Source organism: Pseudomonas sp. EU05-FHT14B02 (genome assembly GCF_058791055.1).
In genome coordinates, this window is record NZ_JBYTDD010000042.1 from 1 (window position 1) to 25,596 (window position 25,596).

The following is a 25,596-nucleotide window of genomic DNA, read 5'->3' on the forward strand; positions in this document are numbered from 1 at the left end:
CATCACCCCCAAACAGAAGTTGGCCCTCGCGGCCTGACCTCTACTTCTGGTGAGTACTAAAAATGGGAGGATTACCGATGAACTTCGTCCGAAAGTACCCAATCCATTGCTTCGCGCCAATTCTGCTCACTGACCTGAGGATGAATGATCTGCCTCAGAGTGATTTTCAGCAGGTATTCCCGCATCCACTCAACGTAATCATCGGTGATTTCGTCTCGTGTCCGCAGGGCTTCCAACTCAGCGTCTGACATTTCCAGAATGTCGAGAAATCCAAGTTGAAAGACTCGCGCATGGCTTGCCTTTCTCCGTGGTCTCCGCTCAAACGAGCGGCGCTGAATAATTACTTGTTCCCCAAACAGATCCAGCAAGGGCAACGCAGTCGCAGTATTTTCCATTTCAGACCTCCTCAAACCGACAGAGGCCTCCCACTAGGGAAAGCCCCTAGTGGGTTGAATGGTTATTTGTCAGGCGGCTAATGCTTCGCGAACAAGCTCAAAGAGCGAGTTCTTGAGATTCGCAACCTCCCCAACAGCACGGTATTGGCTGAACAATGCTTTCAGGATGTGCTCATTGGCACTTCCGAAACCAAGTCCAATCACTTCGATACCGCTGACCTCACACCGCTGAATAAACTCTTTCGCTGCATGAGTAGTACCTGCGTTCGGTTCCCCATCCGTTATGACGAAAAGAATCTTCTTCTCGCCCTTCGCACGAAGAACTTCAACAGCAGCCGGCCACAGTGCTTGCGCAAGAGGCGTACCGCCCTCCGACATCGCACCAAAGCCACCTTCGCTTACCGCCCTGATCAATCGCTCTTTCGGGCTCTTGATCAGTGCGCAGCGCTCAACGCCATCGTTCGCCTTGTTGGGAAACGACATCGCGCCGGTTGTCACCAGCGGAAGTCCCTCCAGCGCGCTTAGAACCGCATAGACTGCGGCTTCGGCCTGATCCATCGCAGATTTCATACTCCCCGACTTGTCGAGAAGAATCTGGATCGATGCAGACTGACGCTCTGCTCGAGACTTACTTCTAAACACCCTCGTTTCGCCGCCCTTCATCATGGCGATACGGCCAGTGTCGATCCGCTTGCCCTGCCGCTTCAGCCGAACACGGCAATCAACCTGCGCCTGTAACAGCCCATTAAGGCACTGTCGCAGACCGGCCGATTGCTCGATGCCCAATTGCACACGGCGGACGCTCGCTTGATCGGATCGGTTCCTCCCCCTCCCATCCAGAGAGAATGGTCGGAGCGGATTACCGTCGCGCACTGCCTTACGGCCTAGCAACTCACCCGCCTTGTCGCCAACTTCCGAGATCAACCCTTTCAGGTCGGCTTCGGTTGCATCCTTGGCCTGCTCGCGCAGGTTGCTGGCTTCTGGGGAAGGTTTGCCGCTGCCATTGCTGGACTGCGAGGTTTCTTGGCCATCGTCGCCGGCATTGCTGCCGCTACTTGGTTGGGATTGGTCTTGCGGCTCGGAGCCGGACTGGCCTCCATCAGATGTTTCCTGCTTGGATTCGGGTTGCCCCTCCTCTTTGCCTTCATCACCTGCACCCGCACCACCGTCTTGCTTCTGCTCCTGCTGCTGATCGCCTCCACCCGACTCTTGCGAGTCCTGAGGAGCACCCTCCGAGCCTTGCTCGGGCTGCGGTTGCTCATCTTCCTGCTCATCCTCTTGCGAAGGCAGCAGGTCGATAATCGCGTCCACCAGAGCGAGAACATCTGTTGTGCTCTCGCACGTCAGGGTGTTCTTCACCAGGGTCAGGATCTGATCCGTAAGGTCAGCCCCAAGAAGGGTCTCCATACGGGCCAGGTAGGCTTTTGCTGGAACCTCAAGCTGCGGTTCCTGGAGTAGCCAGTAACCGCCGTAGAGAATTCCGTTGTGAATCACATGAAGCGCCGGGCAGTCATCCACCTGCTCAGGCCGGAACGGCTCAAGCAGAACCTTGCGGTTCAGGTAGCGGATGTCCGACTCAGTACCTGGGTACTGATCCATGCTCAATCGTTCAATGCGGATGTCCTCAAGAATGTTCAGCAGATTCTTGCGGAAGGGTGTCGGGCTTGAGTCGCGAAAGCAGCCCATGTCTGTGTTGCGGACATGGGAGCATTCATGTGCGATGTACCCGAAGGACAGCGGCAGATCGTCCTCGGTGAAGGGGACAAATACGTTTTTTCCATCTGTCTTAGCCTGGATACCCTCAACATGCACTTTGACGCCAGTTAGCTCGGCAAGGTGCTGTGCATAGATCGGAAGAGTGCCGACCAGGGATTGATTGCTCATCGTTTATCTCCTTTCTCGCCACCGCGAAAAGGAGTAACCCCGCGAGGAGGGTTACTCCCACGCGGGGTTTGTTTGTGATGTCAGAACCAGAAGGTGCCGAAGGGCATATCGGGTTCGGACGGATTGATTACGAGGGGTTCTTCAGACTGCTCCACTGGAACGGATTCAGCTGGTTCAACAACCTCGGGTTTTGCTGGTACTTCGTTGATGCTGTCGTGACAACTCGGATTAGCTACGCTTGCGCTCAGCTCTTCCTCGACCATCGTTACGGCATCCGCGGGTACTTCAGCATCAGGTACAGCAACAGCAGTGACAGTCTCGGCCGTAGCCTCGATCTCAACTGCTGTAGGAGCCTCTGTTTCAACACTGGCCGGGGCCTCGGTTTCAACTGAAGGCAATGCTGGAACGAAGGCCATCGATGCATCTTCATGACCGTTAGCTATGTTCAGGTTTTTGATCAGCCGCTTGATCGAGTCCTCATCAGAGAGGGCCGACACAAGGGCTACAACACTGTTGTACTGAGAGCCATTAACCACCCCGGACTTGGGGAGAGCCGCAAGGACTTCCTCAATGTGTTCGGTTAGGGCTTTGACCTCACTGGACAGGAACATCAGGCCGCGAAGCTTGGCGTTGATCTTCCGAACAGTGTTCAGCGTCGTTTGTGTGACATGGCCACGAGTGGCCAAGCCTGTTTCAAGCAAGCGCTCGGCTGTATCTGCCGTCTCAGCGTACAGCTGATCTGACAAACCACGAACCTGCGTACCCAGCGTGTTAGAGAGGTGCTTGTCGCCATCAGGGGAAACACGGCATGCCGCGTACCCAAAATGCATCCCTGCATCTACCTGCGCCTTCGGTGTCACCGAGGTGCGGATAGCATCACGCCATTCTTGCTTCTCCCAGCCCTTGTCGATCCACTCAGTGATCCAGCGTTCGTAGTTAGGGAGAAAGTTGTTTTTCAAGTCGTAGAATTGCGATTTGAGCGCCTCCAGTCGGTCAACAACCTCTTGGATCTTGTCTTGGGAAACTGCATAGCCACCCAGGAACCGCACACCACACTCTTCCACCACCTTTGTAGCCTGCCGCTTGATCTTCTCAAACGGTTTCAGCTTCTCCGGGTCGATTACACGCATCGAGCCGAGTGAAGCCAAAATAGCAGGAGGAATCTTCCCCTCCAGCATTTCAGGTTTAAGCTTTTTCCGAGCAGTCCACAGATGGATGCCGGAAAGATCGACCAGCAGTAGTTGGTCTAGGATTTTGATCTCATTCTGTTGAATGGACATTTCACGATTCTCCTTTCTCACATGCATGAAAAAGGGGGAATCGCGCCCGGTGGGGGAGATTCCCCCTTAGGGTTTTTACACAGCAACTTTCCAATCGCCACCAAAGACACTCTGGGCGATCTTACGAATTGCTGTCTTCTGAACTAAATCGCAGCGATTGAGCAGCGATTCATCCAGCGAAAGTTGAAGCGGATTAGCCGCGCCCTGGTGAGTGTATCCACAAGAGATACGCCCCCAGCGAAGCAATGTCCGAGTGGACATCGTGACGCTTAGGTAATTACCACCTAACCCTTGATGTTGATTACGAATGGAGTTCGCAACCTTCACCATGTTTTTCGCCATCTCTTCCGGAAGCATTGGCAAAGCAGATATCAAAGTTGCTACTTCGTTATCAGCCTCAAGGTACGGAACCTCAAACACTCGGAAGCGATCCAGCGATGCCAGGTTCTGCTGCATGGTGCCAGCATGTACTCCCGATGCATCACCCTGTCCCGCCGTATTGCCGCAAGCGACAAACCGGAAGTTGGCATGAGGCTTCACAACCTCACCATTGTTTTCCGCAATCACCAAGGGTCTCCCCTCCATGACAGCGTGCAGACCTACAGTTACTGCCGGATCAAGCGTGTCGTACTCATCGAGCACGAACACAAACCCATTACGCATTGCTTGGGTCAGCGGCCCATCCACAAACTTCGTGTTCAGGTCGCCGCTCACCGGATCAGTGACAGGCAGGTTGTAACCAGTAAGCTCCGGCATTTCCATCCGACTATGTGCCGAAACGGTGATGCAGGGCCAATTAAGATGGGCAGTGACTTGCTCTACGAGCGAAGACTTACCCGATCCAGTTGGGCCGAGGAGCATGCAGCTATCCCCAAACGGAGCGTAGAGCCAACTCATGAACGGCTTGACCAGCATCTCGCGGAAAAAATACTTCTTCTTCGGCGCGACGTGATGCATCCACTGGTGTCCTTCTGCAAAACCTGGCGCTTGCGCGTTGGTATTGAAGCCGAACTCTTTCATCTCAACTTTTGCATTGAATTGCATTTTATATTCTCCGTTCTCGAAAGCAGTTGCCCAAGAAAAGGAGAATCCCCATAGGGGAAGACTCCCCCAGTGGGCGGTTTATTTTGTGCAGGTTTACGCAGCAACTACCAGATCAATCACAGACAGGCTGTCTTCACTGGTTTTTTTGGTGAAGCTTACGACTGGTGTGAGCCCGTGATAAACCAGCTCGGCACACAGCGAATGCATCATCCATGGCGGGCAACTGACCAGAACGGTAGTTGTGCCAGATTTTTTTGCTTCAGCAAGGGCAATTTCGGCAAGACGCTCAACGCGCTTTGCAACACTTTCCTTGGTCGGCAACACCGGGAAGAAAAGGAGATTACGAATCTCCTGAAATTCCTTCCAACTCGTAAGATTACGAACCCCGAAGGCTTCGAGTTCACGGGTAGTTTTAAACTTGGTCAGATTAACGACTTCGTTGGTATTGCTCATATTCTCAACTCCAGTTTTCAGAGCGGAGAAATCCCATACGGGTTTCCCCGCATGGGTAGGTTTTTAAGCTGATTAGAGTCGCAGCTAACGACCCGTGCCAGGCACGGACAAACATCTACGCTCATGCGTGGATGGTTGATTCTGGGGGGTAGCATAGGTCAGACGGACTTATGCTTACTTGAACAGCCCCGATCGGGACTGTGAGGGTTCTTGAGCTGCAATAGCGCGCAGCTTACGCACCTTTCGGTAGGGCCATGATGCCTATTTACAGGGATGCCTGCAACCCTCTGGGATCACGCAAATTTGCGGTCAAGCAGGCCCGGAGGAGAAAGAAAAGCCGCCCTTAGTCAGCCTTGGGCGGCTCGCTTATCGTGCTTCTGGGCCGGCTCACATCAGGTGAGGAATTCCATGGCATTCAGGCTTGCTTTCCGTGCCGGTCGGGCCTCGACACAAGCGTCAAAAATCAAAATCAAACGGCCATAAAAAGTAAAAACCGCCAGGCCCCTTCCGGAACTCGCCACCTGCGGATTTACCAAGGTCTGTCAGGTAATGCATGGTATCTCGAAGCTCGAGGTATCCCCCCGCAACAAGCCGATCCATCAGGTCTTTCGTCTTGATGCCCATTTTTGCAGCCAACTTTGCAGAGGTGAGCTTGGCCATAGCGCCTGAACCACCATCAGCCTCATCGGTCGATGCCGATGCTGCCTGAGCAGCAGCGCCACCGCCTTCGACCTTGACGACCATTTCCATTGCAATACGCACCTCATCGCTTACACGGACAATACGCTGAGCCTCGTCGTAGGCATCGCGGTAGCACTCCGAGTCAGCCTCCCGGGTCAGCAGGATGCCCATCTCGTTGTTATTGACCTGGCTGAACTCGTAGAGGTTGAGGCTCGTGATGATGGCCACTTCTTCGTTGAGGTAGCACTTGGCATGCAAATTCTTGCAGAAGCTCGTGCGAACGAAGGTCAGGGCCTTGAGCCAGTTAATTTCCTGAGGGTTGAGCTCGCTCTTGCCGTAGACGATCCGCACGTCAATCTTCATGCGGTTTTTGTCTTCCAGCAGCTCGCGGATGCGATCATTGATTTTGAGGAACGGGCTGATCAGGATCAGCCGCTCTTTGGCGTTCTTGATCAGCTCCTCCAGGTAGTAATTGGTAGCGCTGGTGTTAAGAAACTTGGGCATATAATTTCCTTGACTTCGTGAATTGCTCGGGCCTAATGCACCCGCGATTGCATGCACCATAAGTGCTCAAACATGGCCACGGGCTCCATCCCAGAAGGATTTTAGATGGAAGAAAAACGCTGGGAGCAGGATCAGCACTAAGCTCGCTACTACAGATAGGGTCACCACCGTCACCGCGCCGTTGAGTGCATGCCACATGCCGATCTCGAGATAGCGCGTCCCCAGATCCGCTGCCTTGATGATGAACGCCATTGCTACGCCTTCTCCTTGGAATGGGATCATCTGGAGCAAGAAAATTAATCCGCCGAAAGCGACCGCGATGATCGCGAATCCCTTGAGACCCAGGGCGGTATCGGCTGTGCTTGGGATGGCGTGCATCGAGATAACCAGGACGAGTAACGCCAGAGCAAACCCCTGCAATGAGCCAGTACCCAAGTCGACGATCGCGGTAACAGAACCGGTGGCCACAGCGCCGATCCAGACAACCAACGGCACCAATCCCTGGTCGGGAAGGCTCTGATCGTATGATGTGCCAAGGGAGATAACGGCGATTGCGCCCCCGGCCAACAAGGGCGCTATGCCCTGAACAAGGAGACCAATCGAGTTGCGCAGAGAAAACGGGCTGTAGGAAAACTCGACGTAGCCCAGCTGCCCAGTGATTGCATCCGGTGCGAATAGAGCAAGCTTCCTGATTCGCAGGCCGAAGAGCAGGCATGCAATCGCGTGCGCCATTTCATGTACAGGCCCGCCGATGATTCCAGTGTTCCGATAGACGATCCACGTCTTTACCGAAAACTGTGACACCAGCTTACCCCAGACAAAAATCGCGCCGGCCGGCACCAGTAAAAGCGCGAGATAGAGGTAGATCATGCGCGCTGCCCCGCTGCTGCTTCCATCTCCCGCTTGGCCTCAGCGTGACTTTTTTGGATCACGACCTGGGTGATGCTGTTGATCACCAACACCTTCTTTGCTCTTGTGGCTGCGACATAGAGCAAATTCAACTCATCAACCCGCTGATCAGGGGTGATCTTCTCTTCGTCGAAGATGTCTGGGAAATCTTCTTCCAAGACAACCACATCCCACTCCAGCCCCTTCGAGCGGTGGCAGGTGCTCACAATCACATCTGCATCAAGAGGATCATCCGTTGAGTTGCGGCGTAGCGCCGAGATCAACTTCGGAATGTCGTTGTGCTCCTTGAGTATCCTGAGCATCCGATTCATCTCGGCATCCTTCGACTCCTCTGCCGCTTCGGCAAACCCTCCAAAGTCGCTGAACTGCCCGAAAAGGCGCTTGTTGCGGATCTCATCCTTGCGGCCGACCTTCAGATGGTAAACATCCTCGAGGTCGGAGATTTGGTATGCCTCAATCCCCCCGTTCCAGTAGACAACTTGGCCGTCAGATACAGCATCAATGGCCGTCATGATCACGCCGATCACCGTGCGGTTGAGCACGGTGTAGTGGTTACATCCAGAGGGCAGCGATGTCGTCACTTTGTCGCGGGCACCAAACCCAACCAGGGGACGTGTTTCCCCTTGCTGTTTGAGGATCGCATTGGCTACGCCGGCAATCATCGGCCCGAACCGGAACGAGTTGGTCAAGAACATCGACGCCGCGCCCTGCACAATCTGCGTATCAAGTGCGTTCTCAGCCCCTCGCCAACGGTAGATCTGCTGCCATTTGTCGCCGACAAATATCTTCCTCGCCTTCTGACCAGCGACCAGGGAGGCAGTTACGGGGTTACTGTCCTGCGCCTCATCGAAAAGGATCACGTCATACGGCAGCTGGGGATTACTGAGCTGGAAGAGCTTCAGGTATGCGTCATGCTGGCAGGGGAATTTGCTCTCGGTATCGATCATCTCGTCCCAGAGTTTCTGGGCAGAATTTATCGTCCGGTCGAGGTGATCGGCTCCGTGCTCCGCTGCCTCTTCCTCGCTGAGCGCAGCAAAATAATGCGCCTCACTGATTTCTTCGTCAGCGCTCGAAAGGTAGGCATTGAGCACAGCGATAGCGTCTCGAACATCTCCCCAGTTCCGTGTTTTGAGGAGCCCGGCAGCATCCGTCAGACGGATGTTCCCGAGCTTGTGCTGATAGTGTCGGCCAAACTGCGGCCAGGCCAACTGGTGGGATGTCTTGCACACTACGTTTTTCGGAAACTTCTCCGCGCCTTCATCCCGGATAGCGCGGTTGTACGCCAGATAGAGCATGCGCAAGTGGCTGTGATGGTTGGCGTAGGCAACAAGCGTTGTCGTCTTGCCGCACCCGGCATAGGCCTTCACCACCAGATGGTCACCTTGGTATTCGATGATGGGGAGCTGTTCTGCGGTCGACTTCATTGAGGCGACTCCATTCTGTTTTTTGCACATTTGCCGCCGTAGACAGACAGCGCTGCTAAGCACCAGAACGAAAACACGGCATCAATCAGGTCGCCCATTGGGAGATGGCGAACAACCAGGGCTACCGGCTCTGTCACCACCAGGAACGTCGCATACCCTGCAACGGCATGCATTCCGAAGGTGCGTAAGGCTGCTGCTGCTATGAGGAGGGGAAATAGTGTGTAAAGCGCCAAGCTATGCGTGGAGCTGGAGCTCGGGGCGAGGTGGGTACAGGCGACGACCATGCCAACCGCTACTGCCATCAAGCCGGCAGCGTGACGACTGGACATCGAGCGCAGCTCTTCGCCGCTGTGCCTGAACGTCAGAATCATGACCGCGTGCGAGCCGATGCCTGCCAGGTAGTCAATGAGTGGTGATCGGCATATCGCCGGAAGATATTTTTCGCTGGGCATGTGAGTCTCCTTAGGTGAGGAGATCGTTTCATGCAGGTCGCGGGGAAAGGTCTGGTTTCGGGCGGTTTTTTGGTCTGAATTACGCAGACGCCGCCCTAGATCGGGGCGGCCGGAGAATAGCGATGGCTCACCTTGGGTTATTCCAGAGCTATGGCACGCTGCCGACATGAAGCACACCAAGACCCTCCAGGTTCGCGTTCGAGACAAACACACTCAGCTGCTGCGCCAGATGGCCCGGCAGGTGAATTTCGTCTGGAACTACCTGAACGAACTCAGCCATCGCTCGATCCGTGAGCGCGGGGTCTTTCTGTCGGCCTACGACTTAGATCGCTATACCCAGGGCGCAAGCAAGGAACTGGGCCTGCACTCGCAGACATTGCAGGAAGTGTCGCGGGAATACGCCACGCGCCGCCGGCAGTTCAAGAAGGCCCGGCTGAGCTGGCGTAAATCGATCGGTGTTCGCCGCTCGCTCGGCTGGATTCCGTTCAAATCCGGCGCAGCGAGCTGGAAGAACGGCCAGGTGTTCCACAATGGCAGATGCTTCAAGGTCTGGGACAGCTACGGGCTGGGCCAGTACCGCCTCCGCTCCGGCAGCTTCAGCGAAGACGCCCGAGGCCGCTGGTATTTCAATGTGGTCGTCGAGCTGGAGACCCAGCTATCGACGGGGCAAGGGGCCGTTGGCATCGACCTGGGCCTGAAGGACGTGGCCACCTGTAGCGACGGGCAGCGGCTGGAGAATGGCCGTTTCTACCGCGACCTGGAGCCCAAGCTGGCCAGCGCCCAGCGTGCCGGCAAGAAAGCTCGGGTGCGGGCAATCCACGCCAAGATAGCCAACCGGCGCAAGGATGCCTTACACAAATTCAGCCGCTCGCTGGTCGAGCGCTGCAACACCATCATCGTGGGCGATGTCAGCCCGCAGAAACTCGTCAGAACCAGGATGGCCAAGTCGGTGCTCGATGCCGGCTGGGGTCAACTGAAAACGATGCTGGCCTACAAATGCGCGCACGCAGGCATCGTCTTCAGGGTCGTGAACGAGGCGTACACCACCCAAACCTGTAGCTGTTGCGGTGCATTGCCCGCCAGCAGGCCGAGAGGTATCGCAGGGCTTGGAATAAGGGAATGGATCTGTGAGTGCGGTGTCACTCACGACCGCGACGTGAACGCGGCCAGGAACATTCTCGCGCTCGGGCATGAGCGTCCTGGAGAGGGAATCCCCGGCGTTTAAGCCGGGGGAGGATGTCAATCCTTGGTTGTTGAAAAATCGCATGGGTGTTAAGTCCCAGCTGAAAGCAGTGAAACATGGCTCTAGATAATCCCAAGCCACCGGCTCACCCGAATCGGCGTTTGCTTTTGGCGCGACGGACGTTATAGCCCTTCACCCAGCTTTTCATGTCTTCACTCGGTGGTTTGGGTTGCACGGTACCGATCCATGCGCGATCTGGCAGCTCTTTCATGTATGCCTGGTATGCGTACTGAGCCCACCCGTCTTTCTTGCCGGTCTCACGGGCGTACCCAAGCAGCTCACAGAAAGTGTGCTGTTTACTGGTCGGCCCGAGCACTTTGCGTCGATCGTCTAGCTTCACCAGTTTGCCGGTGGCCACCGCCACCCCATCCGGTATTACGATTTCATTGCCACACTTCGGACAGAGCAATCCGCTGAAAACAAAGCTGCACTTCGGACATGGCTTGGTTTTTTTCTCCTGATCGCCTTTGTCCTGCGGGCGGCGGTCAAGACGCTCCCCTTCCCCATTGTCCATGGCATCGGGCACCTCGTCCGTTGGCTTCCCGTTAAGCAAGAGGTTCCCGGAGTGGTCAATGATAATGCAGTCGATTTTTCCAGTTTCAGGCGAGAGTCGCAGCCCGCGGCCAATCATCTGGTAGTGAAGCATCAGGGACTTGGTAGGCCGCGCTATCACGAGGCAACTGGTCGAGGGGTCATCAAACCCCTTGATCAGCATAGCCACTGAGACCAAGACCCTTATCTTGCCCGCCTTGTACTGGCGCAAGATCTCCTCGGTCTCATGCGGAGGCATATAGCCATCGATATGAGCTGCGGCAACCCCAGCTTTTAAAAACTCAGCAGCGAGCTTCTTGGAATGCTGGACGTTGCAGGCGAAAACCATCGTTTTGCGGTTTTCACCCAGTTCTTTCCAGTGCGTTACCACGTCACCAAGCAGCTTGGCGTCACCCATGACCGTGGCAAGCTCGTCCTCGATCCAGTCACCATTCGGCTTCGTGCTCACCCCCTTCAGCGAAGGCACGGAGGGCGCGTAGCACTGTGTAGGGACAAGGAAACCTTGGTCTGTCAGCTCGGAAAGGGAGATGCAGTTGACCAGTCTGTCAAAGATGCGGCCCAGGCCTCGCCGCCAAGGGGTAGCACTGAGCCCGATAACTGGCACCTTGTTCCGCCGGCACCACGTGATCAGCTCAATATGGGCTTCGTGGATGACATGCGCCTCGTCAATGAGAACAAGGTGTGGTTTGTGGTGGTTGAGCATGTAGTCCAGGCGCGGACGCAAGCTCTGGATCGTTGCGACCTGGATGGGTTTTCGATAGTCAGTGCAGGGATGGTCTGACTGAATCGCACCGGCGACCAATCCATCTTTGTGGAACCGCTCAAGCGTCTGATCGAGCAGCTTCACGCTGTCGACGATGAACCAGGCCCTCCGGTTCTTCGCCTGCGCACCGGCAATGATGTGCTTGGCCACCTCTGTCTTACCGGAGCCCGTAGGACTCATCAGCATCTGAATGATCGCGCCAAGGCTTATGCCCTTGCGGAGTTCAAAATCCTGCTGTTGTTGGTAGGGTCGGAGCTGCATCGAGGTTTCCCGCTGTAAGAACTACAGGTAGGAAACCATCGCTTCGAAATAACCCAAGCCAGGTGCTCGATCCGTGGAATGGAGACGGCAACAGAGCGCAGCCTGATTGAGACGGATATTTTTTCCTGCCAATGCGCCGATACAGGCTCTTCCTGATGCTCGCATCTCGACTTGGGTTTTCCGGCCGGCGTGCGACTGTGTTCGACATTGCCTGAGCTTTCGCACAGGCGTCGACGCAGGCCAAGAGATAGGAGTCGTAGATGGATGACGTAGGAAAGGCGCGCGCTCGCAAGTTTGCTGAGTCGCTGCGGCATGCAAGCTGGGTTATCGATGATGAAGCAGCCGGCGCACGAAATGCCGTTGGATTCTGGCTGTACTCATACAACCTGGTTGCTGGCCCCCGACTCGTTGGCCAGCTGACGCTGGACGGCTATCGAGCAATGCAGAGCGGCGAGGATCTGAAGAATCTTGACGGACTTCAGCCCGCTGATGTTCTCGGCGCAACCCTCAGCGCCTATGACGCTCTGCCCGAGCGGAGCCGCAATGCAGGGGAGTCGCAAACCGTCATATCAGCACTGTCGCTATACGCCAGTTCAACTATGACCTGGCAGGCGCTGCCGCCTCTCAAAACTGGAGCGCACCAACACTTCATGGTGTTCGATTGGCTCACGGCTTCCGGCAAGAGGATTTTTCGCCCCGCCGCTGCAATCACCGGTTCCGTTCTTGCTCCTGAAATCCTGACCGACTTCAGTAAGCAAGTGCTCACCGCCCATTTGTCGAAACACCCCCACGAAACGCCTTACTAACCCCAAACTACAGGGACTTTGCTCATGCCAATCCGTCACATCATCGTTCATCAGATCGACAAAAAACCTGATGGTACTCCAGCCGTCCTGCACGCCCGCGACAGCGAGCTGGGTGTGTCGCCACCCATCGACAACATGCTCGCCGATCTAAACGAGAGCTACAACGCAAAGCAGGGCAAGGCCTGGGGGCTCTTCCATGCGGAGTCCGGCGCTTATCCCTTCAGCCGATGGCTGAAGGAGTACATCGAGGGCGGCCAGGACTTCACATCTTTCACTCACGCTGCCGTAGAGCACCTGCAAAAGCTGATGGAAGAATCGAACCTCTCCACCGGCGGCCACGTCCTGTTCGCCCACTATCAGCAAGGCATGACCGACTACATGGCCATCGCCCTGCTGCACCACAGCGACGGCGTGGCGGTGACCGACGCCCTGGACGTGACCCCAGCCAAGCACCTGGATCTCGGCCAACTGCACCTGGCAGCGCGCATCAACATCAGCGAGTGGCAGAACAACAAGCAGTCCAAACAGTACATTTCGTTCATCAAGGGCAAGAACGGTCGAAAGGTCTCCGACTACTTCCGTGATTTCATCGGTTGCCAGGAGGGTGTAGACGCCCCCGGTGAAACCCGCACCTTGCTCAAGGCATTCAGCGATTTCGTCGAGAGCGAGGATCTGCCCGAGGAGCAGGCGCGGGAGAAGACCAATACTCTGGTTGGCTACGCGACCAGCCAGGCGAAGTTGGGCGAGCCGATGACGCTGGAGGAGCTGTCCGGGCTGATCGATGAAGATCGACCAAAGGCGTTCTACGATCACATCCGCAACCGCGACTACGGACTGTCACCTGAGATCCCAGCGGATAAACGCACCCTGAACCAATTCCGCCGCTTCACCGGCCGCGCCGAAGGTCTGTCGATCAGCTTCGAGGCCCACCTGCTGGGCTCCAAGATCGACTACGACGAGAATGCCGGCACGCTGACTATTCGCAATCTACCCACTCAGTTGCGTGATCAACTCAAGCGCGGCTAAAAAAATGCCCCGTCCATCTCTGGACGGGGCAGATACTGCTTAGCCTGGCCGGGTTCCTGCTGGGCTTTAGCGCAAGCTCAGGCCGTCGAACCCAAGCCGCAATGAGAGGTGTTCGGCAACCGAAGCGCCGATCTTGCTGGCAAAGCGATCCAGGGGATTCTGTTTGCGGGTGAAGTCAACGATCTTGCTCACACCTACGACTTCACGAGCCACGTAGTCAGAATCACCCAGGCGATCAACCAGCCCCAGTCCTACCGCTTGCTCACCAGTCCATATCAGCCCCGAGTATAGGTCGGGATTCTCCTTCGCTTTCAAACGCTCTCCCCGCCCAGCCTCAACCGAGCGAATGAATTGGTTGTGGGTTGTTTTGAGCACCCCTTCCCAGAACTTCGTCTCCTCTTGATTTTGAGGCTGGAATTGATCGAGGAAGGCCTTGTGTTCGCCGGACGTATAGGAGCGGCGTTCGACCCCAAGCTTTTGCATGAGCTCGACGTAACCAAAGCTCGCCGCGGTTACACCGATCGATCCGACCAAACTGGCCTTGTCCGCAAATATCTCATCGGCTGCGCTGGCAATGTAATAGCCACCGGAGGCCCCCAGATCTGTGATGACGGCATAAACCTTCGTGTCTGGATGCAGTGCACGCAAGCGGCGAACTTCGTCGTAAACATGGCCTGCTTGGACGGGACTACCGCCTGGGCTGTTGATTTCCAAAATCACAGCTTTCGTATTCTCACTTTCAAAGGCCTTGCCGAGGCTACGCTTCAGGTTCTCAGCGCTCGCTTCCTCCCCATCCGCAATCACTCCCCTCACCTTGATTTTTGCTGTTACCGGCACATCGGCCCCAACGCCATCAAGGTCTGCCCTTCCGCCGACCACAAAGGCAGTCACGACGATCCCAAGAGTCGCGAGACGGAAAAAATTCTTCCAGCGACGTGCTGAGCGCTGCTCTTTGATGCTTGCTTGCAGCGTTCGCTCCAAGACTTCAAGGCTTTGATCCATGGGATTTCCGTCAGAAAATTTATACACGGCTATTAAACACTGAGGAGAAGCAATCCTGAACAGGCAACGGGAACTTGGGATTCTCGACGATCGTGAGAGAAGGAGGCAGATCAACCTATACGGAGAACCATTTATGCAGGTCGTCACGCCCCAAGCCCGGCATCAGGCTGGACTTAACCTCAGCCTGGCCATTGGAGTTACTGGCTCACCACAAGCACTTTCTCGACTGAAGGCCAAGCTCGAATTAGCTGTTGAGGATGCTTTGCAAGATCTCTCCCAACAGGCCAGCAATGAGCTTGGAATTGAGATCGGTCGCTGCAACATCGAAACGTCCATCTCCCAACCAGAGCGCGACGGTTCGGCGTCGAGCTTGCCCCCCAAGAGTGATTCGGCGGAGCAGCTGGGAGTCCCCTCGGGGTCTGCATCCTCAGCTCCCCTGAAAGCAGGATCGTGCCTGTGAGCGCCGCATCCGCCGTGACACATCACCTCGAGCACGAGCGCTTTGTAGTGCGGGATATCTCTGACCAGTACGAGGCACCGACCTTTGACCTGATTTTCCGAGACCAGGAGCACGGAGTTGAGCGTTGCTCCGACAGCGTGTGGAGTTCGCACGAGCAAGCCTCGGTAGCAGCGGAGGCACTGGAAAAGGCGGATCGCCGTCCAGTTCACTGGGGTGTGTTGAAGAGCCTCTAAAAGGAGGCCCATAGAAATCAGGCGACCGGCTGTGTCGCCTTTTTTGTTCTCGCTTTTCCTTGCGCGGCCGGCCCCACGACTCAATCAGCTTGGTAGCCGGCCGCATTGAGGTGACTTGGGTTTTTTAAGTCGGCCTATAACGTGGCCAATGCAACCGCGACTGAAACCGAGGAGAAAAACACCGCACAACCGCAAACAGCGCAGCCCGCTTTCAGGCGAAAAAACCGTCTGAAATCGAGACCTTCCTCAGCCAATACCTAACAAACTAATCGCCGACCAACCAACAAGGATCATCGGAATGCAATTCAACAATTTCTCATCCTCGTCCAAATCTCCCTTGGCTCTCGGCTCGATTGCCATTGTGGCCGTTATAGGTATGGGTCTGCTGCTTGGCTCGTTTTATACCGTCGACGAGAAAGAACGCGCAGTGGTCCTGCGCAACGGTGCCTTCATGGAGGTGGCAGATCCAGGGCTGCATTGGAAAATCCCCTTCATCGACAGCGCCAAAGCGATCTCGATACAGAACAACGCCACCAAGTGGGACGGTTTGCAGGCATACAGCCGTGACCAACAGGCTGCAACGTTGTCGGTCTCGGTCAGCTGGCACGTGCCGGCAGGCGAGGTCGCGGAGGTCTACAAGGGCTACGCCGATCTGGACGGCCTGCTGACAAGAGCAATCAGCCGGCATGTCCCAACACAGGTGGAAAACGTCTTCGGTCAATACACCGCCGTCAATGCCGTACAGCAACGCGGCAAGCTGGTTGCCGATATCGCCTCTGCAATCAAGAGCGCAGTCAGTGGGCCGGTGGTGATCGACAGTGTGCAGGTCGAGAACATCGACTTCAGTGACGCCTACGAGAAGTCGATCGAAGAGCGCATGCGCGCTGAGGTTGCCGTGAAGACTCGCGAGCAGCAACTGGCCACTGAGCAGATCCAGGCGCGGATTGTCGTCACCCAGGCCCAGGCTACCGCGGATTCGGCACTGGCCGCCGCACGTGCCGAAGCGGAAAGCATCCAGCTGCGCGGTGAAGCGGAAGCAAAAGCCATCGACGCCCGCGCCCGCGCCCTGGGCAGCAACCCCGGCCTGGTCGAGCTTACCAAAGCCGAGCGCTGGAACGGCGTGCTGCCTACCACGGTACTTCCAGGCGGAACCCTGCCGTTCATCGACGCCAAGAAGTAATCCTTCCTCCCACACAAGAAGCCCGCAAGCCTGACCAGCTCGCGGGCTTTGTCATTGAAAAAGGGATCAATCTACCAATGTCCACAGAAATTCCCTCTTCCGATATGCCCAAGCAGGCCCTGCTAACTCAGGCTGAAAAGCTCATGAGCATTGTCATCGCGACGGCTGGCTTGCTGATCTTCGCGTGGCTGGCGATCTGCGTCCTCGCATCCGCCTGGTTGACCTTCCAGGTGCCAATCACCAACGAAGATATGCGGAACGCATCGTTCCTCAGCCCTCGAGTTGGTCTTTACTGGCATGGCTCCGTAATGGGGGGACTACTTGCGCTGTATGGGCTAGGGCAACTGCTAAGCCTGCGCGTGGCCGGCTTCTTCCTGGTCGTGCTGGGCATGTTCTTCATCTTCGCAACGTCCGAGGTAAGTGCTCTGCGTCAAGGCATCTTGGACGGTGATATGAAAATCGGCTGTTTCAGCTACGAGTCACTGGAGTGTCGGAAAATGCTCAAGCTGCCAGAGGGCGACGGCCAGTCCATCTACCGCAATCCGAGCCAAAAGAGAGAGGGTGGTTACGCGCCATGGTATGAGCCGATCCGGGCACATTTGCATACCAAGGTTACGGCGCTGCTGCCAAACACCATTCCCGGTGTTGCTTTTCTTCAGAGCCCGGTCATCGCCGCGTTTCATGTCGGCAAACTACAGAACGTAGTGGAAGCCCAGCGCAGCGATGTATCGAAATTCAGGGCCTCGGTAACCCAGTAGACATGCCGGTGGCAACGGAGAGAAAAATGCACCGAACCATACCCAGCTGCACCTTCTTATCGCGCAGCGAGGCTGAAGCATACTCGCCAGGCCCTGACTGCCATCTGATATCGATATCTGATGGCCTTGAAGATCAGGCCTGCATCGACGAAGCACGCTGGAAGAGCGTGAGCTACCACCACTTCATTGATGCTGGCTTTGACGAAGAAGTCATTGAGATATACGGGCCAGATTTTGAGCGGAATTACGTCGATTACCTGCTCAGCAGCAAGGCTGACGTGCTGCGGGAGCGCATACGAGAAATTGCAGATAGAGGGGAAAATATCGCTGTCAATTGCCAGGCCGGCCGATCCCGCAGTGCCGCGGTTGCTTTGTTTATCAGCAAACATCATGGGTACCAACTGCATAAGCCGACCCCAGACGCAAACCAGTGTGTCTACCGGATGTTGGCCAATGATGTTCACCTGATGGCGGCCTACCGTGCGGCAAGCACTCCAGCGGAACCAGAAGCGCCAAAGCGAAGCCTTCTCTCGGCAATCAAATCGCTGTTCTCCTGAGAGAGCAGAAGACCGCAGCGAGTCATGGTAAATTAGGCCCTGGGCAGCTTCATGGTAGAAGCTACGCTCCCAAGACACTCCTCCCCTCACCTGTCTCGTCTGTGGTGTCGCTGAAGCTGCCCATTTTATTTCCGAAGCCCGCCAGGCTTGCCCTAGGCGGGCTTTTCTTTGAGCAGCGCACTGTCGCTCAACCAGCAATTGGGTTTCCCTCTAGCCACCGTACTCTGGCCATCTTCACGAACGATCAACATTCCTCAAGGCAAAGGACTATGACTGACCGCCCGATCACCGCCGCAGTCCTGGATAGGCTCTTAGAATCCTTGGATAGCGCACCTGTCGAGTGCGATGGGATGTGCAGGCTGGTTGCTACCCGGTTGGCTCAGGCAGGAATTCCCTACCAAGGCATGCTTGGCCAACTGCTCGTTGCTGGCCGGGCCGTTTCTCCCCACTACTGGATCGAGGTTGGGATTTACCGGGTCGACTACCGCGCCCGGATGTGGCTCGGCACCGATCCTGAAATTCCCCACGGCGTTTTTCCTCTGGATGGGAGGCCTTCAGCCCAATACACCGGCATCAGGGTGCAAATTGATCCCCTGCCCCCTTCTGTCTACGAAATCCTGATCATGCCGCCGCTTGGCATCGGCCCTCCCGTGGCTCGTTGAGTTTGGTTGGGATTCCCAGCTCATGCCGTAGCCTGATGGCATCTCCTGGATAACTCGGATCGCCATATGTCTTACACCACCGCCACCATCACCGAACTGTTTGGTCTACGCGACAAGGTAGGCCTTACAACCGCTTCGGGCTTCAAAGCTCGTGTGCGCTTTGTTCAGCTGGCCTACCGCCACAATCTCGTGCATGAGATCACCAGCTACCAGTTGTGGGATCGTGGGTTTGAAGGGCTGGGCGAGCGTACTTTTGATACCTGCTTCGAGATGGGAGACAGTCCCGAAGTTATCGCAGAGCTGATCCGTGACGCGCGCACCCACGGCTATGCAGGAAACATAGAGATGGAGGTAGGAAATCCCGACTGCTTCGCCCGTTGGTGCGGCTACGCAGACCGCCAGCAAGAGCTTGCATTTTGAGGACTAGCACCTAGAGCAATCTCAGCCCGGTTCGCCGGGCTTTTTGTTGGCTTGGGATATTCCGGAATGGAAATAGCCTGAAGGCATCTCCCCCTCTGACAACAAGGAGTTGCCTCATGCAGTCCCCTTCATTCAAGTCGAGCTATTTGCCGGAATACCTTGCATGGCTCATGTTCCTAGCCGGGGTGGCCAATGCCACGCTGATCTGGTCTGGGGTGTTCGCAGCCGCGCCTCAGGCTTTCCTGCTGCTTTTTGGCGGGCTTTTCGGCACCGCTGGCATCGCACTCCTCGGCTTACTCATGTTGGCCACCTGGTGCGCCCTGGGGTTACTGCTGGCCGCTCTTACCCGCCGGGCGCTGGAGTGTCGGTCATGAGATTCAAGAAGTACCTGCTTCGTCAGGAAAAACGCACTGTCACAGAGCGAGTCAACTACCCCGGCCTGAAGGTCGGAGCTTGTGAAAGCAGGCTGGGTTGACCAGGGAAAGCGGTATTAACCCGCTCCGTTTGCACCAGGTCGAACCGAAGCTGCGTATTTCGCCTTGAATGCAGAGACCCGAGCCAAATGCCGTGCAGCCTGGAACGCCTGGGTAGGCCCGAGCGATCCGCTGTACCTGATCTATGTCGTCAACCAGTTCAACGGCGTAGGTGCCGCCAGAGAGGCCAGAATGGCCGCAGACCGGCAGGCCATGAACAGCCGAATCATGGCCCGCCTTCAGGCTCAGCCTGAATTGCTGTGAGATGGTTTGCTGTGGCTACCTGCCGGCCGGCTTCTTCTTGGCCGGCAATCTCTCTACGTTGGCCGAGTGCTCAATGGCTATTTGGCGATGGACAAACTCCAGGAATTCCTGCGCCGTCCGGTGTTTTGGCTTCCAGCTTTCACACAAGCTAAGTGCGGCCGCAATGTCCGCCTTTGGACTCCCACTCTGCCGATAGTCGAGGATTTCAGATAATCCGCGCACGATGTCTGTATAAGCGAAATCGACGTAGCCACCCAGTGCCTTTTCCTTGAGCGCTCGCTGTAGTCGCTCCTGGTACTGACTTGTCATGGTTGGGACATCATAGAAATCCAGGATGAATTTCTCCTGGTGAAGCGCCATCGCCAGCGTTGTAATCCGTATTGCGTCCTCCGCCGTTGCCTGGGGCCTCGGGATTGCAGCTCTAACCTCGGCGTCAATCAGGGCCTTGCGAGCCTTAAGCCGAGCCTCCCTCTGCTTCTCCTCCCGGCGCTTGATCTCTTTGGCGTGCTCAACACGAATATTGATCGAGCGGACGATCTCTCCAGCCTTTCGGATAGCGTCAGCCTCCTCCGGCTCGAGGAGTTTATGCAGTGGGCCTCCCAACAATTTCTCAAGCTGGGTCGCCGTGCCAGAAAGCGCCGTTTGTTGGGCTTTCAGGCTAGCGGCGTTGTAATACTCCAGAACGGCCAGGACATCCTCCGCGCTGATTCTCCAGTGAATTTTATCTTTTCCCATTTTCACTCTTCGCTCGTCCGGACAGCCAGTGGCGTTCAATCCTGCTTCAGGCCAGGTGCTTGGGTTGTGCCTGGCAAGTGGGATAATCCATACATCTTAGTAGCTCTCCAACAGGAAAACCTATGCGCAGCGGGCTAGATTCGGCTGAGGATGACTTCAAAAAATGGCTCAGCCCTTCCGTGGTGGTTGACTCCTCGGGTTTTCCTTTGCTGCTGGAACATCGAACCAATGGGGAGTTCGACACCCTTGATCCGTCCAAAACGGTCGACGGTGGGCTTCATTTTGGTACCTCAGAACAGGCCTCCATGCGTGCTGGCAAGGGTTCCCGTGTCATCCGAGCCTATCTGAAGGCGAAGAATATTCGCCGAAGCAAAGATCGCGGCGGTAACTGGAAATCCATAATCGCGAGCGCGAAACGTGCGGGGATGGATGCAATCGTCTATCTCAACCGCTACGAAGGGCTCACCACCGAGGTGATTGAGCGGCTAAGCGCTAGTGGCGACCTCAGCCGGCTCGACGACATGACAGATGCGCAGTTTAGAAAGGTAGTGCCCGAGGCTCGGGACAGTTACATCGTGTTCAGTCAGGATCAGCTTTGGATTCAACGCGAACGCTCTGAATAGACACCCTAAACCCAACCGATAGCGACACCCAACCACAGAAGGAGAATGACCAAATGGCCGATCAACTGGATTACCTCGACGCATTGGCGCTGCGCGTGGCCAAGGGCGACCTTGACTGTGTTGGTGCCCTGAGTCGTGGCGAATACCTCTATGTCGCACTGGCCGCGAACAGCGCCGAGCTGCTGAACCAGAGCAATGACACTATCGCCGAAGCACTGGCCCGCCTGGGGCCTGAATGGACTGCGGCGCTGATCGAGCGCTGGCAGTACAAAGGCAATCCAGCCCGCTACTGAGGGAACTCGCCCCATGCGTGCCGACCTGCTAGACCGCTACATTGCCCGCCTGTGCGCTGAGTCGGCGGGCCTCGATTCGCTGCATATTGACGTTCCCTATATGGCCGGCCGCAAGCGCTACGAAGCCGGCAGGCCCTGGCCCAACCCGCTCGGCCTGGTCTACCGCGCGCAGCGTATCGCCCGCCTGGGTTATGCCGACGCCGCGCACGGCCGCCCGGTGCGGAAACTGCGCGACAGCGCTGCGCCGGTTACTAACGTGACCTACCCAGCGCCTGACCCCGTGACCGTAACGAACTGAAAGGAACCCGCTCCATGCGAACCCTGACGCTGCCACTCAAAGGCGAGTATTTCGACGCGATCAAGGCTGGCGTCAAGCCGGAAGAATTTCGGGCTGCCACACCCTATTGGCGTCGGCGTTTGGAGGGGCAGAGCTTCGACCAGATAGAGCTGACACGTGGCTATCCGAAGCGCGGAGATGACGCACGAAGACTTGTGTTGCCCTGGAAGGGCTATCGCTTGACGACGATCGTTCATCCGCACTTTGGGGCAGATCCAGTCGAGGTTTTCGCCATTGATGTTTCGCGCTAAGGAAACGGTTCAGTGAATCCGATCAAGCAGCACTACCGACTGAAAAAACCATGTGCGAATTGCCCGTTCCTGAAGGAGGGAGCCATTCCGCTAAGCCGCGGGCGCTTGGAGGGGATTATTTCTACCCTGATCGAGGATGATCACTCGACTTTCCAGTGTCACAAGACCGTGCATTCAAAACGGGGTGGCAACTGGGACGATGAGGGGAGCTATGAGTCCTCGGGGCACGAGTCGATGTGCGCAGGCGCTGCGGCATACCTCATGAAGAGAGGCAGGCCGACCGTGGGTATGCGATTTGCCTTCGCCACTGGAGATGCTGCCCCCAGCGACTGGGATTCAGCGAGAGAAGTCGTGATCGACTGACAGCTTGGGATTTTTCGGGACAATGAGAAGTTGGTGGAAACCAAGGAGGTTTTCACTTATGCAGCTTTTCGAGAACGACCGTCATTCCAGTCCAGTCCTTCATGGCGATGTCATCGACCAATTTTTTGCCCCCGTTCAGTTTGACGCGCTGACGTTGCTGGCCGGCGATTACGAGCGCGAGAAGGCCCGTGTCATTGAGGTACATGGGATCATCACCCAGGAAAAGGTTTCTGGTGTGCTGGGTTATTTCTTCGATGGTAATGGCAATGACCAGTACGGTCGTAGCGCAAGCATTCGCCATACCAGCGCCTTCGGCGAAATATTCCAGCTTGAGGGCGCGCTGAACGAGTTGACCGCAGCCTATTGGCAGCGTGCGCTCAATCAAACCGACCTTATGGAGCACATGCCGCAGGCCCGCCGTAGCCAATGGCACAAAACCCTGAACGCCTGGCGCGACCACAAATACAAACGCGGCGAGAACCCTGAGCTGGATATGCCAGAGTTCAATCTCGACAACCTGCGTGCAACGATTCAAAGCCTCCTCTCCCGCCGTGTTGAATTCTTGGCCGAGCGTGTTGATGGCATCTTCCGAGCCCTGTCGCGTACCCATGTGACCAATCAGCCAGAAGGCTTTTACAAGCGCGCAATCATGAGCCACGTCTATAACGACTGGGGATCGACCGATCATGACCGTGAGGGCTATATCCACGATCTACGCATGGTGGTAGCCAAGTTCATGGGCCGCGATGATCCGTGCCGTGCTTCTACCACTCGCATCCTGCACCTGGCACGGGCAAGCCGGGGCGAGTGGGTTGAGATAGATGGCGGCAGCGTTCGCGTTAGGGCATACAAGGTGGGTACCGCTCACCTTGAAGTCCATCCGGACATGGCATACAGGCTCAATAGCGTGTTGGCGTTCCTGCACCCGATGGCCATCCCGGAGAGCTTCCGCAAGCGCCCAGCAAAGCCGAAGGCATCTGGCTTCAACAGCAAGACACTTTACGAGCGCCCCCTATCGAACGCTGTGACATCGCTGCTCAGCAGCGCTGAGACATACTGCTACCTGGAGAAGACGACCAACTTCCGCCGCGAATACGACCGAATTAACGTACCCAATACGCTGTGTATCTCCGTGCGCGAGCGTGCGGACAGCAAACACCTGCTTGATGAGGTGGGCAGCGTCATGGCGGCTCTGGGCGGGGTTCTGACCACCTGCCCCAAGCATGGCCGCCTAACCTACTGGCAGTTCGACTATGACCCGCGTGACGCTGTTGCAGAGGTTGCCGCACGTGGCAGCATTCCCGACCAGAAGAGCTATCAGTTCTACCCGACCCCTCCGAATCTCGCACAGCGCCTAGTGGACTGGCTGGATATCAGCCTGCTCGACACTGTATGCGAACCTCAGGCTGGCCAGGGCGGCATTGCTGATCTGCTGCCCAAGGATCGCACCCGTTGCGTCGAGGTCAGTCCGCTGCATTGCCAAATACTGAGAGAGAAAGGACACAACGTCATCGAGGGGGATTTCCTCGCCTGGAAACCTGGTACCTCCTTCAGCGTGATCGCCATGAATCCGCCATACAGCGAAGGCCGCTGGCATGAACACCTCCGTCACGCCGGCACACTTATTGAAACCGGCGGACGACTTGGGGCAGTGCTGCCGACAAGCGCCCGGAGGCTCGCTGCCGATCTGCTACCTGGCTTCAAGCTCGAATTCTCCGAGGCGATTGATAACGCATTCGACGGTACATCTATCAGCGTTCTGCTGCTCAAGGCCACTAGAAAGCCCCTGTAATCACCACACCCGCTTTACCCAGACGGGCGACGGCTATAGCGCGGTGCAGTAAATGCACCTACTTGAGTTGGCAATTTCTCCCGCGCTGGCATGCTTATGCGACAAATCACTGGAGCTTCATCTATGCGCAAATTGTTCATCTACGCCCTTGTTGGCCTCTCGCTGGTCGGCTGCGATTCGTCGCGAGATTCGGGGGGCGCAGCCGGTACCGCTGCTGTCGAGCACGAGCGCACTCTGCGCTACAGCAAAGCAGAAGACGGCTCGACGGTGATTCAAGCTATTCGCATCACAAACGGCCAGCGTGCGGTCGATACAGCAGCTGGGAAGGACGCAGTTCAAAGCAGGGGGGGATTCATGAACCAAGTCGCCTTCAAAGAATGTGGCCGTGTGAACTTTGCCAGCACGGGGCCTGGTGAGGGCGTTGTTCAAGGCATCCATACAGGGCGTGGGATGACTGCTAAATGCAAAATCCGAAACTGGGACGGTCAGTGGCATATTGTTGAAAGCAGATAATCGAAGCGAGCACAAAGGAGTAATCATGGAAGTTGTTGCAATCAAAAGCCTTAGAACACTTAGTCATTCGCAGAAGGAAGAAATACTGCGGATGGCTGAACGCTATAGCCTAGATTTGGTCAACCGGCCAATCAGCGCTGATCACCCCATGTTCGGCGTAGTTCGCGCCTGGATGCTGACTGATATCGCCCTTCAGCTTGATCCAGCAATTAGCCTTCAGATCAATTCTGAAGTAGTAATCGCTGTAAATGTTGCATCAAAAGTTATAGGTTTCATGACCCTGAGCCGAGCTAATGACTCCGCAACTGCTTGTGGAATAAATTATATCTGCGTTGATTCAGCACATCGCAATCAGGGGGTCATGACTGCGATGATTGACAGCCTGAAACCACGCTTCACCGATATAGCACTCAGCTGCTTTCCAACACTCGTAGAAGCGTATGAAAAGATCGGATTCGTAATGTGCGAGTCCCAAGGAGCTCAAGTCGCTATGCGAATTGGCGACTCGTACAATATGAATGTCATAGACCCCAATTACTTGAACAGTCAAAGAGCCGTTTCGCTGGAAGCACAACGCTTGATCAACGAGCTCGGCCCTAAGCGAGCAGTCGCTATCAATGATGAGTATGACGCGGAAACAAAGCGCATCTCTAAAGAGGTCACGGCTTTCGTTGAGAAACGCAAAACAGCGGCATCGAAAACGGGCTACTGACCACGGTCGGACTTAGCGGTTCATGATCCATCTACATAGGTTGGTCAGGCAACGACCCGGCCGAGAACTTAGGCCACCTGCCGGGTTGGTTGCCCCTCCCCCTCCTCCCCTACCTCTTCTATTCCAAACATACATGCTTTCGCCGGGCTGGGTCCTCTTCATTCCTGGTAGGGTCAAACAGCTCGAGCGCAACTGTGGGCTATGGTGTGGGACATATCATTTGGGATTTTCCAAACGTCTTATAGGTTCTGGCCTGTAGCCGATTTGTATGGGGATACCTTATCCTCCTAC

Annotated in this window: 32 protein-coding genes; 20 read left to right on the plus strand and 12 right to left on the minus strand. The window is 56.1% G+C overall.

Annotation, left to right across the window (positions count from 1 at the left end):
* Positions 1 to 71 precede the first annotated feature (71 nt).
* The 9 genes from AC3WTM_RS27765 to AC3WTM_RS27805 form a co-directional block, all read right to left on the minus strand.
* On the minus strand, positions 72 to 395 hold the full coding sequence (locus AC3WTM_RS27765) for a hypothetical protein (RefSeq protein ID WP_173677896.1): 324 nt from the start codon (positions 393 to 395) through the stop codon (positions 72 to 74).
* A 69-nt stretch (positions 396 to 464) separates the two neighbouring features.
* A complete protein-coding gene (locus tag AC3WTM_RS27770) occupies positions 465 to 2,279 on the minus strand; it encodes a nitric oxide reductase activation protein NorD (protein WP_023049101.1) in 1,815 nt (604 codons plus the stop codon).
* 80 nt (positions 2,280 to 2,359) lie between these two features.
* Positions 2,360 to 3,559, minus strand: coding sequence for a DUF3150 domain-containing protein (locus AC3WTM_RS27775; protein WP_033962538.1), 1,200 nt, complete (start codon positions 3,557 to 3,559; stop codon positions 2,360 to 2,362).
* 75 nt (positions 3,560 to 3,634) lie between these two features.
* Positions 3,635 to 4,603: an AAA family ATPase gene (locus tag AC3WTM_RS27780; protein ID WP_023049099.1), complete on the minus strand. Its 969-nt coding sequence runs from the start codon at positions 4,601 to 4,603 to the stop codon at positions 3,635 to 3,637.
* Positions 4,604 to 4,696: 93 nt separating this feature from the next.
* On the minus strand, positions 4,697 to 5,056 hold the full coding sequence (locus AC3WTM_RS27785; RefSeq protein WP_023049098.1) for a hypothetical protein: 360 nt from the start codon (positions 5,054 to 5,056) through the stop codon (positions 4,697 to 4,699).
* A 456-nt stretch (positions 5,057 to 5,512) separates the two neighbouring features.
* Entirely contained in the window at positions 5,513 to 6,241 is a 729-nt protein-coding gene (locus AC3WTM_RS27790) for a phospholipase D family protein (protein WP_028622352.1), read from the minus strand.
* Between the two features lie 66 nt (positions 6,242 to 6,307).
* Positions 6,308 to 7,111, minus strand: coding sequence for a hypothetical protein (locus AC3WTM_RS27795; RefSeq protein ID WP_028622353.1), 804 nt, complete (start codon positions 7,109 to 7,111; stop codon positions 6,308 to 6,310).
* Positions 7,108 to 8,574, minus strand: a complete 1,467-nt coding sequence (locus AC3WTM_RS27800; RefSeq protein ID WP_028622354.1) for a 3'-5' exonuclease — start codon at positions 8,572 to 8,574, stop codon at positions 7,108 to 7,110. The genes AC3WTM_RS27795 and AC3WTM_RS27800 overlap by 4 nt, the downstream gene beginning before the upstream one ends.
* Complete coding sequence (locus AC3WTM_RS27805) at positions 8,571 to 9,026, minus strand: hypothetical protein (RefSeq protein WP_028622355.1); 456 nt, start codon at positions 9,024 to 9,026, stop codon at positions 8,571 to 8,573. Before AC3WTM_RS27805 ends, AC3WTM_RS27800 begins: the two co-directional genes overlap by 4 nt.
* Positions 9,027 to 9,192: 166 nt before the next feature.
* Here AC3WTM_RS27805 and AC3WTM_RS27810 point away from each other — a divergent pair, with 166 nt between their 5' ends.
* Positions 9,193 to 10,251: an RNA-guided endonuclease InsQ/TnpB family protein gene (locus AC3WTM_RS27810; protein WP_102685597.1), complete on the plus strand. Its 1,059-nt coding sequence runs from the start codon at positions 9,193 to 9,195 to the stop codon at positions 10,249 to 10,251.
* A gap of 103 nt (positions 10,252 to 10,354) precedes the next feature.
* On the opposite strand, the gene AC3WTM_RS27815 is transcribed toward AC3WTM_RS27810, so the two are convergent.
* Positions 10,355 to 11,845: a DEAD/DEAH box helicase gene (locus AC3WTM_RS27815; protein WP_033045069.1), complete on the minus strand. Its 1,491-nt coding sequence runs from the start codon at positions 11,843 to 11,845 to the stop codon at positions 10,355 to 10,357.
* A gap of 260 nt (positions 11,846 to 12,105) precedes the next feature.
* On the opposite strand from AC3WTM_RS27815, the gene AC3WTM_RS27820 reads away from it, so the two are divergent.
* Complete coding sequence (locus tag AC3WTM_RS27820; RefSeq protein WP_060763793.1) at positions 12,106 to 12,651, plus strand: hypothetical protein; 546 nt, start codon at positions 12,106 to 12,108, stop codon at positions 12,649 to 12,651.
* A gap of 24 nt (positions 12,652 to 12,675) precedes the next feature.
* Positions 12,676 to 13,677, plus strand: coding sequence for a nucleoid-associated protein YejK (gene yejK / locus AC3WTM_RS27825; protein ID WP_043859657.1), 1,002 nt, complete (start codon positions 12,676 to 12,678; stop codon positions 13,675 to 13,677).
* Between the two features lie 66 nt (positions 13,678 to 13,743).
* Here yejK and sppA read toward each other — a convergent pair whose 3' ends face one another.
* Positions 13,744 to 14,679, minus strand: coding sequence for a signal peptide peptidase SppA (gene sppA / locus AC3WTM_RS27830; protein WP_060763794.1), 936 nt, complete (start codon positions 14,677 to 14,679; stop codon positions 13,744 to 13,746).
* 133 nt (positions 14,680 to 14,812) lie between these two features.
* On the opposite strand from sppA, the gene AC3WTM_RS27835 reads away from it, so the two are divergent.
* The 9 genes from AC3WTM_RS27835 to AC3WTM_RS27875 all read left to right on the plus strand — a co-directional run bounded on the left by AC3WTM_RS27835 (position 14,813) and on the right by AC3WTM_RS27875 (position 19,686).
* Positions 14,813 to 15,139, plus strand: coding sequence for a hypothetical protein (locus tag AC3WTM_RS27835; protein WP_060763795.1), 327 nt, complete (start codon positions 14,813 to 14,815; stop codon positions 15,137 to 15,139).
* Complete coding sequence (locus AC3WTM_RS27840; protein WP_033045061.1) at positions 15,136 to 15,372, plus strand: hypothetical protein; 237 nt, start codon at positions 15,136 to 15,138, stop codon at positions 15,370 to 15,372. Before AC3WTM_RS27835 ends, AC3WTM_RS27840 begins: the two co-directional genes overlap by 4 nt.
* Positions 15,373 to 15,670: 298 nt before the next feature.
* Complete coding sequence (locus AC3WTM_RS27845) at positions 15,671 to 16,552, plus strand: prohibitin family protein (protein ID WP_102685596.1); 882 nt, start codon at positions 15,671 to 15,673, stop codon at positions 16,550 to 16,552.
* A gap of 77 nt (positions 16,553 to 16,629) precedes the next feature.
* Entirely contained in the window at positions 16,630 to 17,310 is a 681-nt protein-coding gene (locus AC3WTM_RS27850; protein WP_102685595.1) for a hypothetical protein, read from the plus strand.
* Between the two features lie 26 nt (positions 17,311 to 17,336).
* Positions 17,337 to 17,867, plus strand: coding sequence for a protein-tyrosine phosphatase family protein (locus AC3WTM_RS27855; RefSeq protein WP_102685594.1), 531 nt, complete (start codon positions 17,337 to 17,339; stop codon positions 17,865 to 17,867).
* Positions 17,868 to 18,136: 269 nt separating this feature from the next.
* Positions 18,137 to 18,529, plus strand: a complete 393-nt coding sequence (locus tag AC3WTM_RS27860; RefSeq protein WP_102685593.1) for a hypothetical protein — start codon at positions 18,137 to 18,139, stop codon at positions 18,527 to 18,529.
* Between the two features lie 66 nt (positions 18,530 to 18,595).
* Positions 18,596 to 18,949, plus strand: coding sequence for a hypothetical protein (locus tag AC3WTM_RS27865; protein WP_084341938.1), 354 nt, complete (start codon positions 18,596 to 18,598; stop codon positions 18,947 to 18,949).
* A 116-nt stretch (positions 18,950 to 19,065) separates the two neighbouring features.
* Positions 19,066 to 19,323: a hypothetical protein gene (locus AC3WTM_RS27870; protein WP_047297019.1), complete on the plus strand. Its 258-nt coding sequence runs from the start codon at positions 19,066 to 19,068 to the stop codon at positions 19,321 to 19,323.
* Between the two features lie 165 nt (positions 19,324 to 19,488).
* The gene (locus AC3WTM_RS27875) at positions 19,489 to 19,686 is read left to right on the plus strand and encodes a hypothetical protein (protein WP_102685592.1); all 198 of its coding nucleotides are present in this window, start codon (positions 19,489 to 19,491) and stop codon (positions 19,684 to 19,686) included.
* 15 nt (positions 19,687 to 19,701) lie between these two features.
* On the opposite strand, the gene AC3WTM_RS27880 is transcribed toward AC3WTM_RS27875, so the two are convergent.
* The gene (locus tag AC3WTM_RS27880; RefSeq protein WP_102685591.1) at positions 19,702 to 20,421 is read right to left on the minus strand and encodes a hypothetical protein; all 720 of its coding nucleotides are present in this window, start codon (positions 20,419 to 20,421) and stop codon (positions 19,702 to 19,704) included.
* A gap of 122 nt (positions 20,422 to 20,543) precedes the next feature.
* Here AC3WTM_RS27880 and AC3WTM_RS27885 point away from each other — a divergent pair, with 122 nt between their 5' ends.
* From AC3WTM_RS27885 to AC3WTM_RS27920, 8 genes are all read left to right on the plus strand, one after another.
* Positions 20,544 to 21,044 (plus strand): hypothetical protein, encoded by a 501-nt coding sequence (locus AC3WTM_RS27885; protein ID WP_102685590.1) that lies wholly within the window; start codon positions 20,544 to 20,546, stop codon positions 21,042 to 21,044.
* A gap of 53 nt (positions 21,045 to 21,097) precedes the next feature.
* Positions 21,098 to 21,337, plus strand: coding sequence for a hypothetical protein (locus AC3WTM_RS27890; protein WP_033045051.1), 240 nt, complete (start codon positions 21,098 to 21,100; stop codon positions 21,335 to 21,337).
* A 13-nt stretch (positions 21,338 to 21,350) separates the two neighbouring features.
* Positions 21,351 to 21,635: a hypothetical protein gene (locus tag AC3WTM_RS27895; protein ID WP_102685589.1), complete on the plus strand. Its 285-nt coding sequence runs from the start codon at positions 21,351 to 21,353 to the stop codon at positions 21,633 to 21,635.
* A 14-nt stretch (positions 21,636 to 21,649) separates the two neighbouring features.
* Positions 21,650 to 21,925, plus strand: coding sequence for a hypothetical protein (locus AC3WTM_RS27900; RefSeq protein ID WP_033045049.1), 276 nt, complete (start codon positions 21,650 to 21,652; stop codon positions 21,923 to 21,925).
* Between the two features lie 12 nt (positions 21,926 to 21,937).
* Entirely contained in the window at positions 21,938 to 22,288 is a 351-nt protein-coding gene (locus AC3WTM_RS27905; RefSeq protein WP_102685588.1) for a hypothetical protein, read from the plus strand.
* A gap of 58 nt (positions 22,289 to 22,346) precedes the next feature.
* Complete coding sequence (locus AC3WTM_RS27910; RefSeq protein WP_158247791.1) at positions 22,347 to 24,080, plus strand: DUF4942 domain-containing protein; 1,734 nt, start codon at positions 22,347 to 22,349, stop codon at positions 24,078 to 24,080.
* A gap of 123 nt (positions 24,081 to 24,203) precedes the next feature.
* Entirely contained in the window at positions 24,204 to 24,593 is a 390-nt protein-coding gene (locus AC3WTM_RS27915) for a hypothetical protein (RefSeq protein WP_102685586.1), read from the plus strand.
* Positions 24,594 to 24,618: 25 nt separating this feature from the next.
* On the plus strand, positions 24,619 to 25,305 hold the full coding sequence (locus AC3WTM_RS27920; RefSeq protein ID WP_102685585.1) for a GNAT family N-acetyltransferase: 687 nt from the start codon (positions 24,619 to 24,621) through the stop codon (positions 25,303 to 25,305).
* Positions 25,306 to 25,596: the final 291 nt, after the last annotated feature.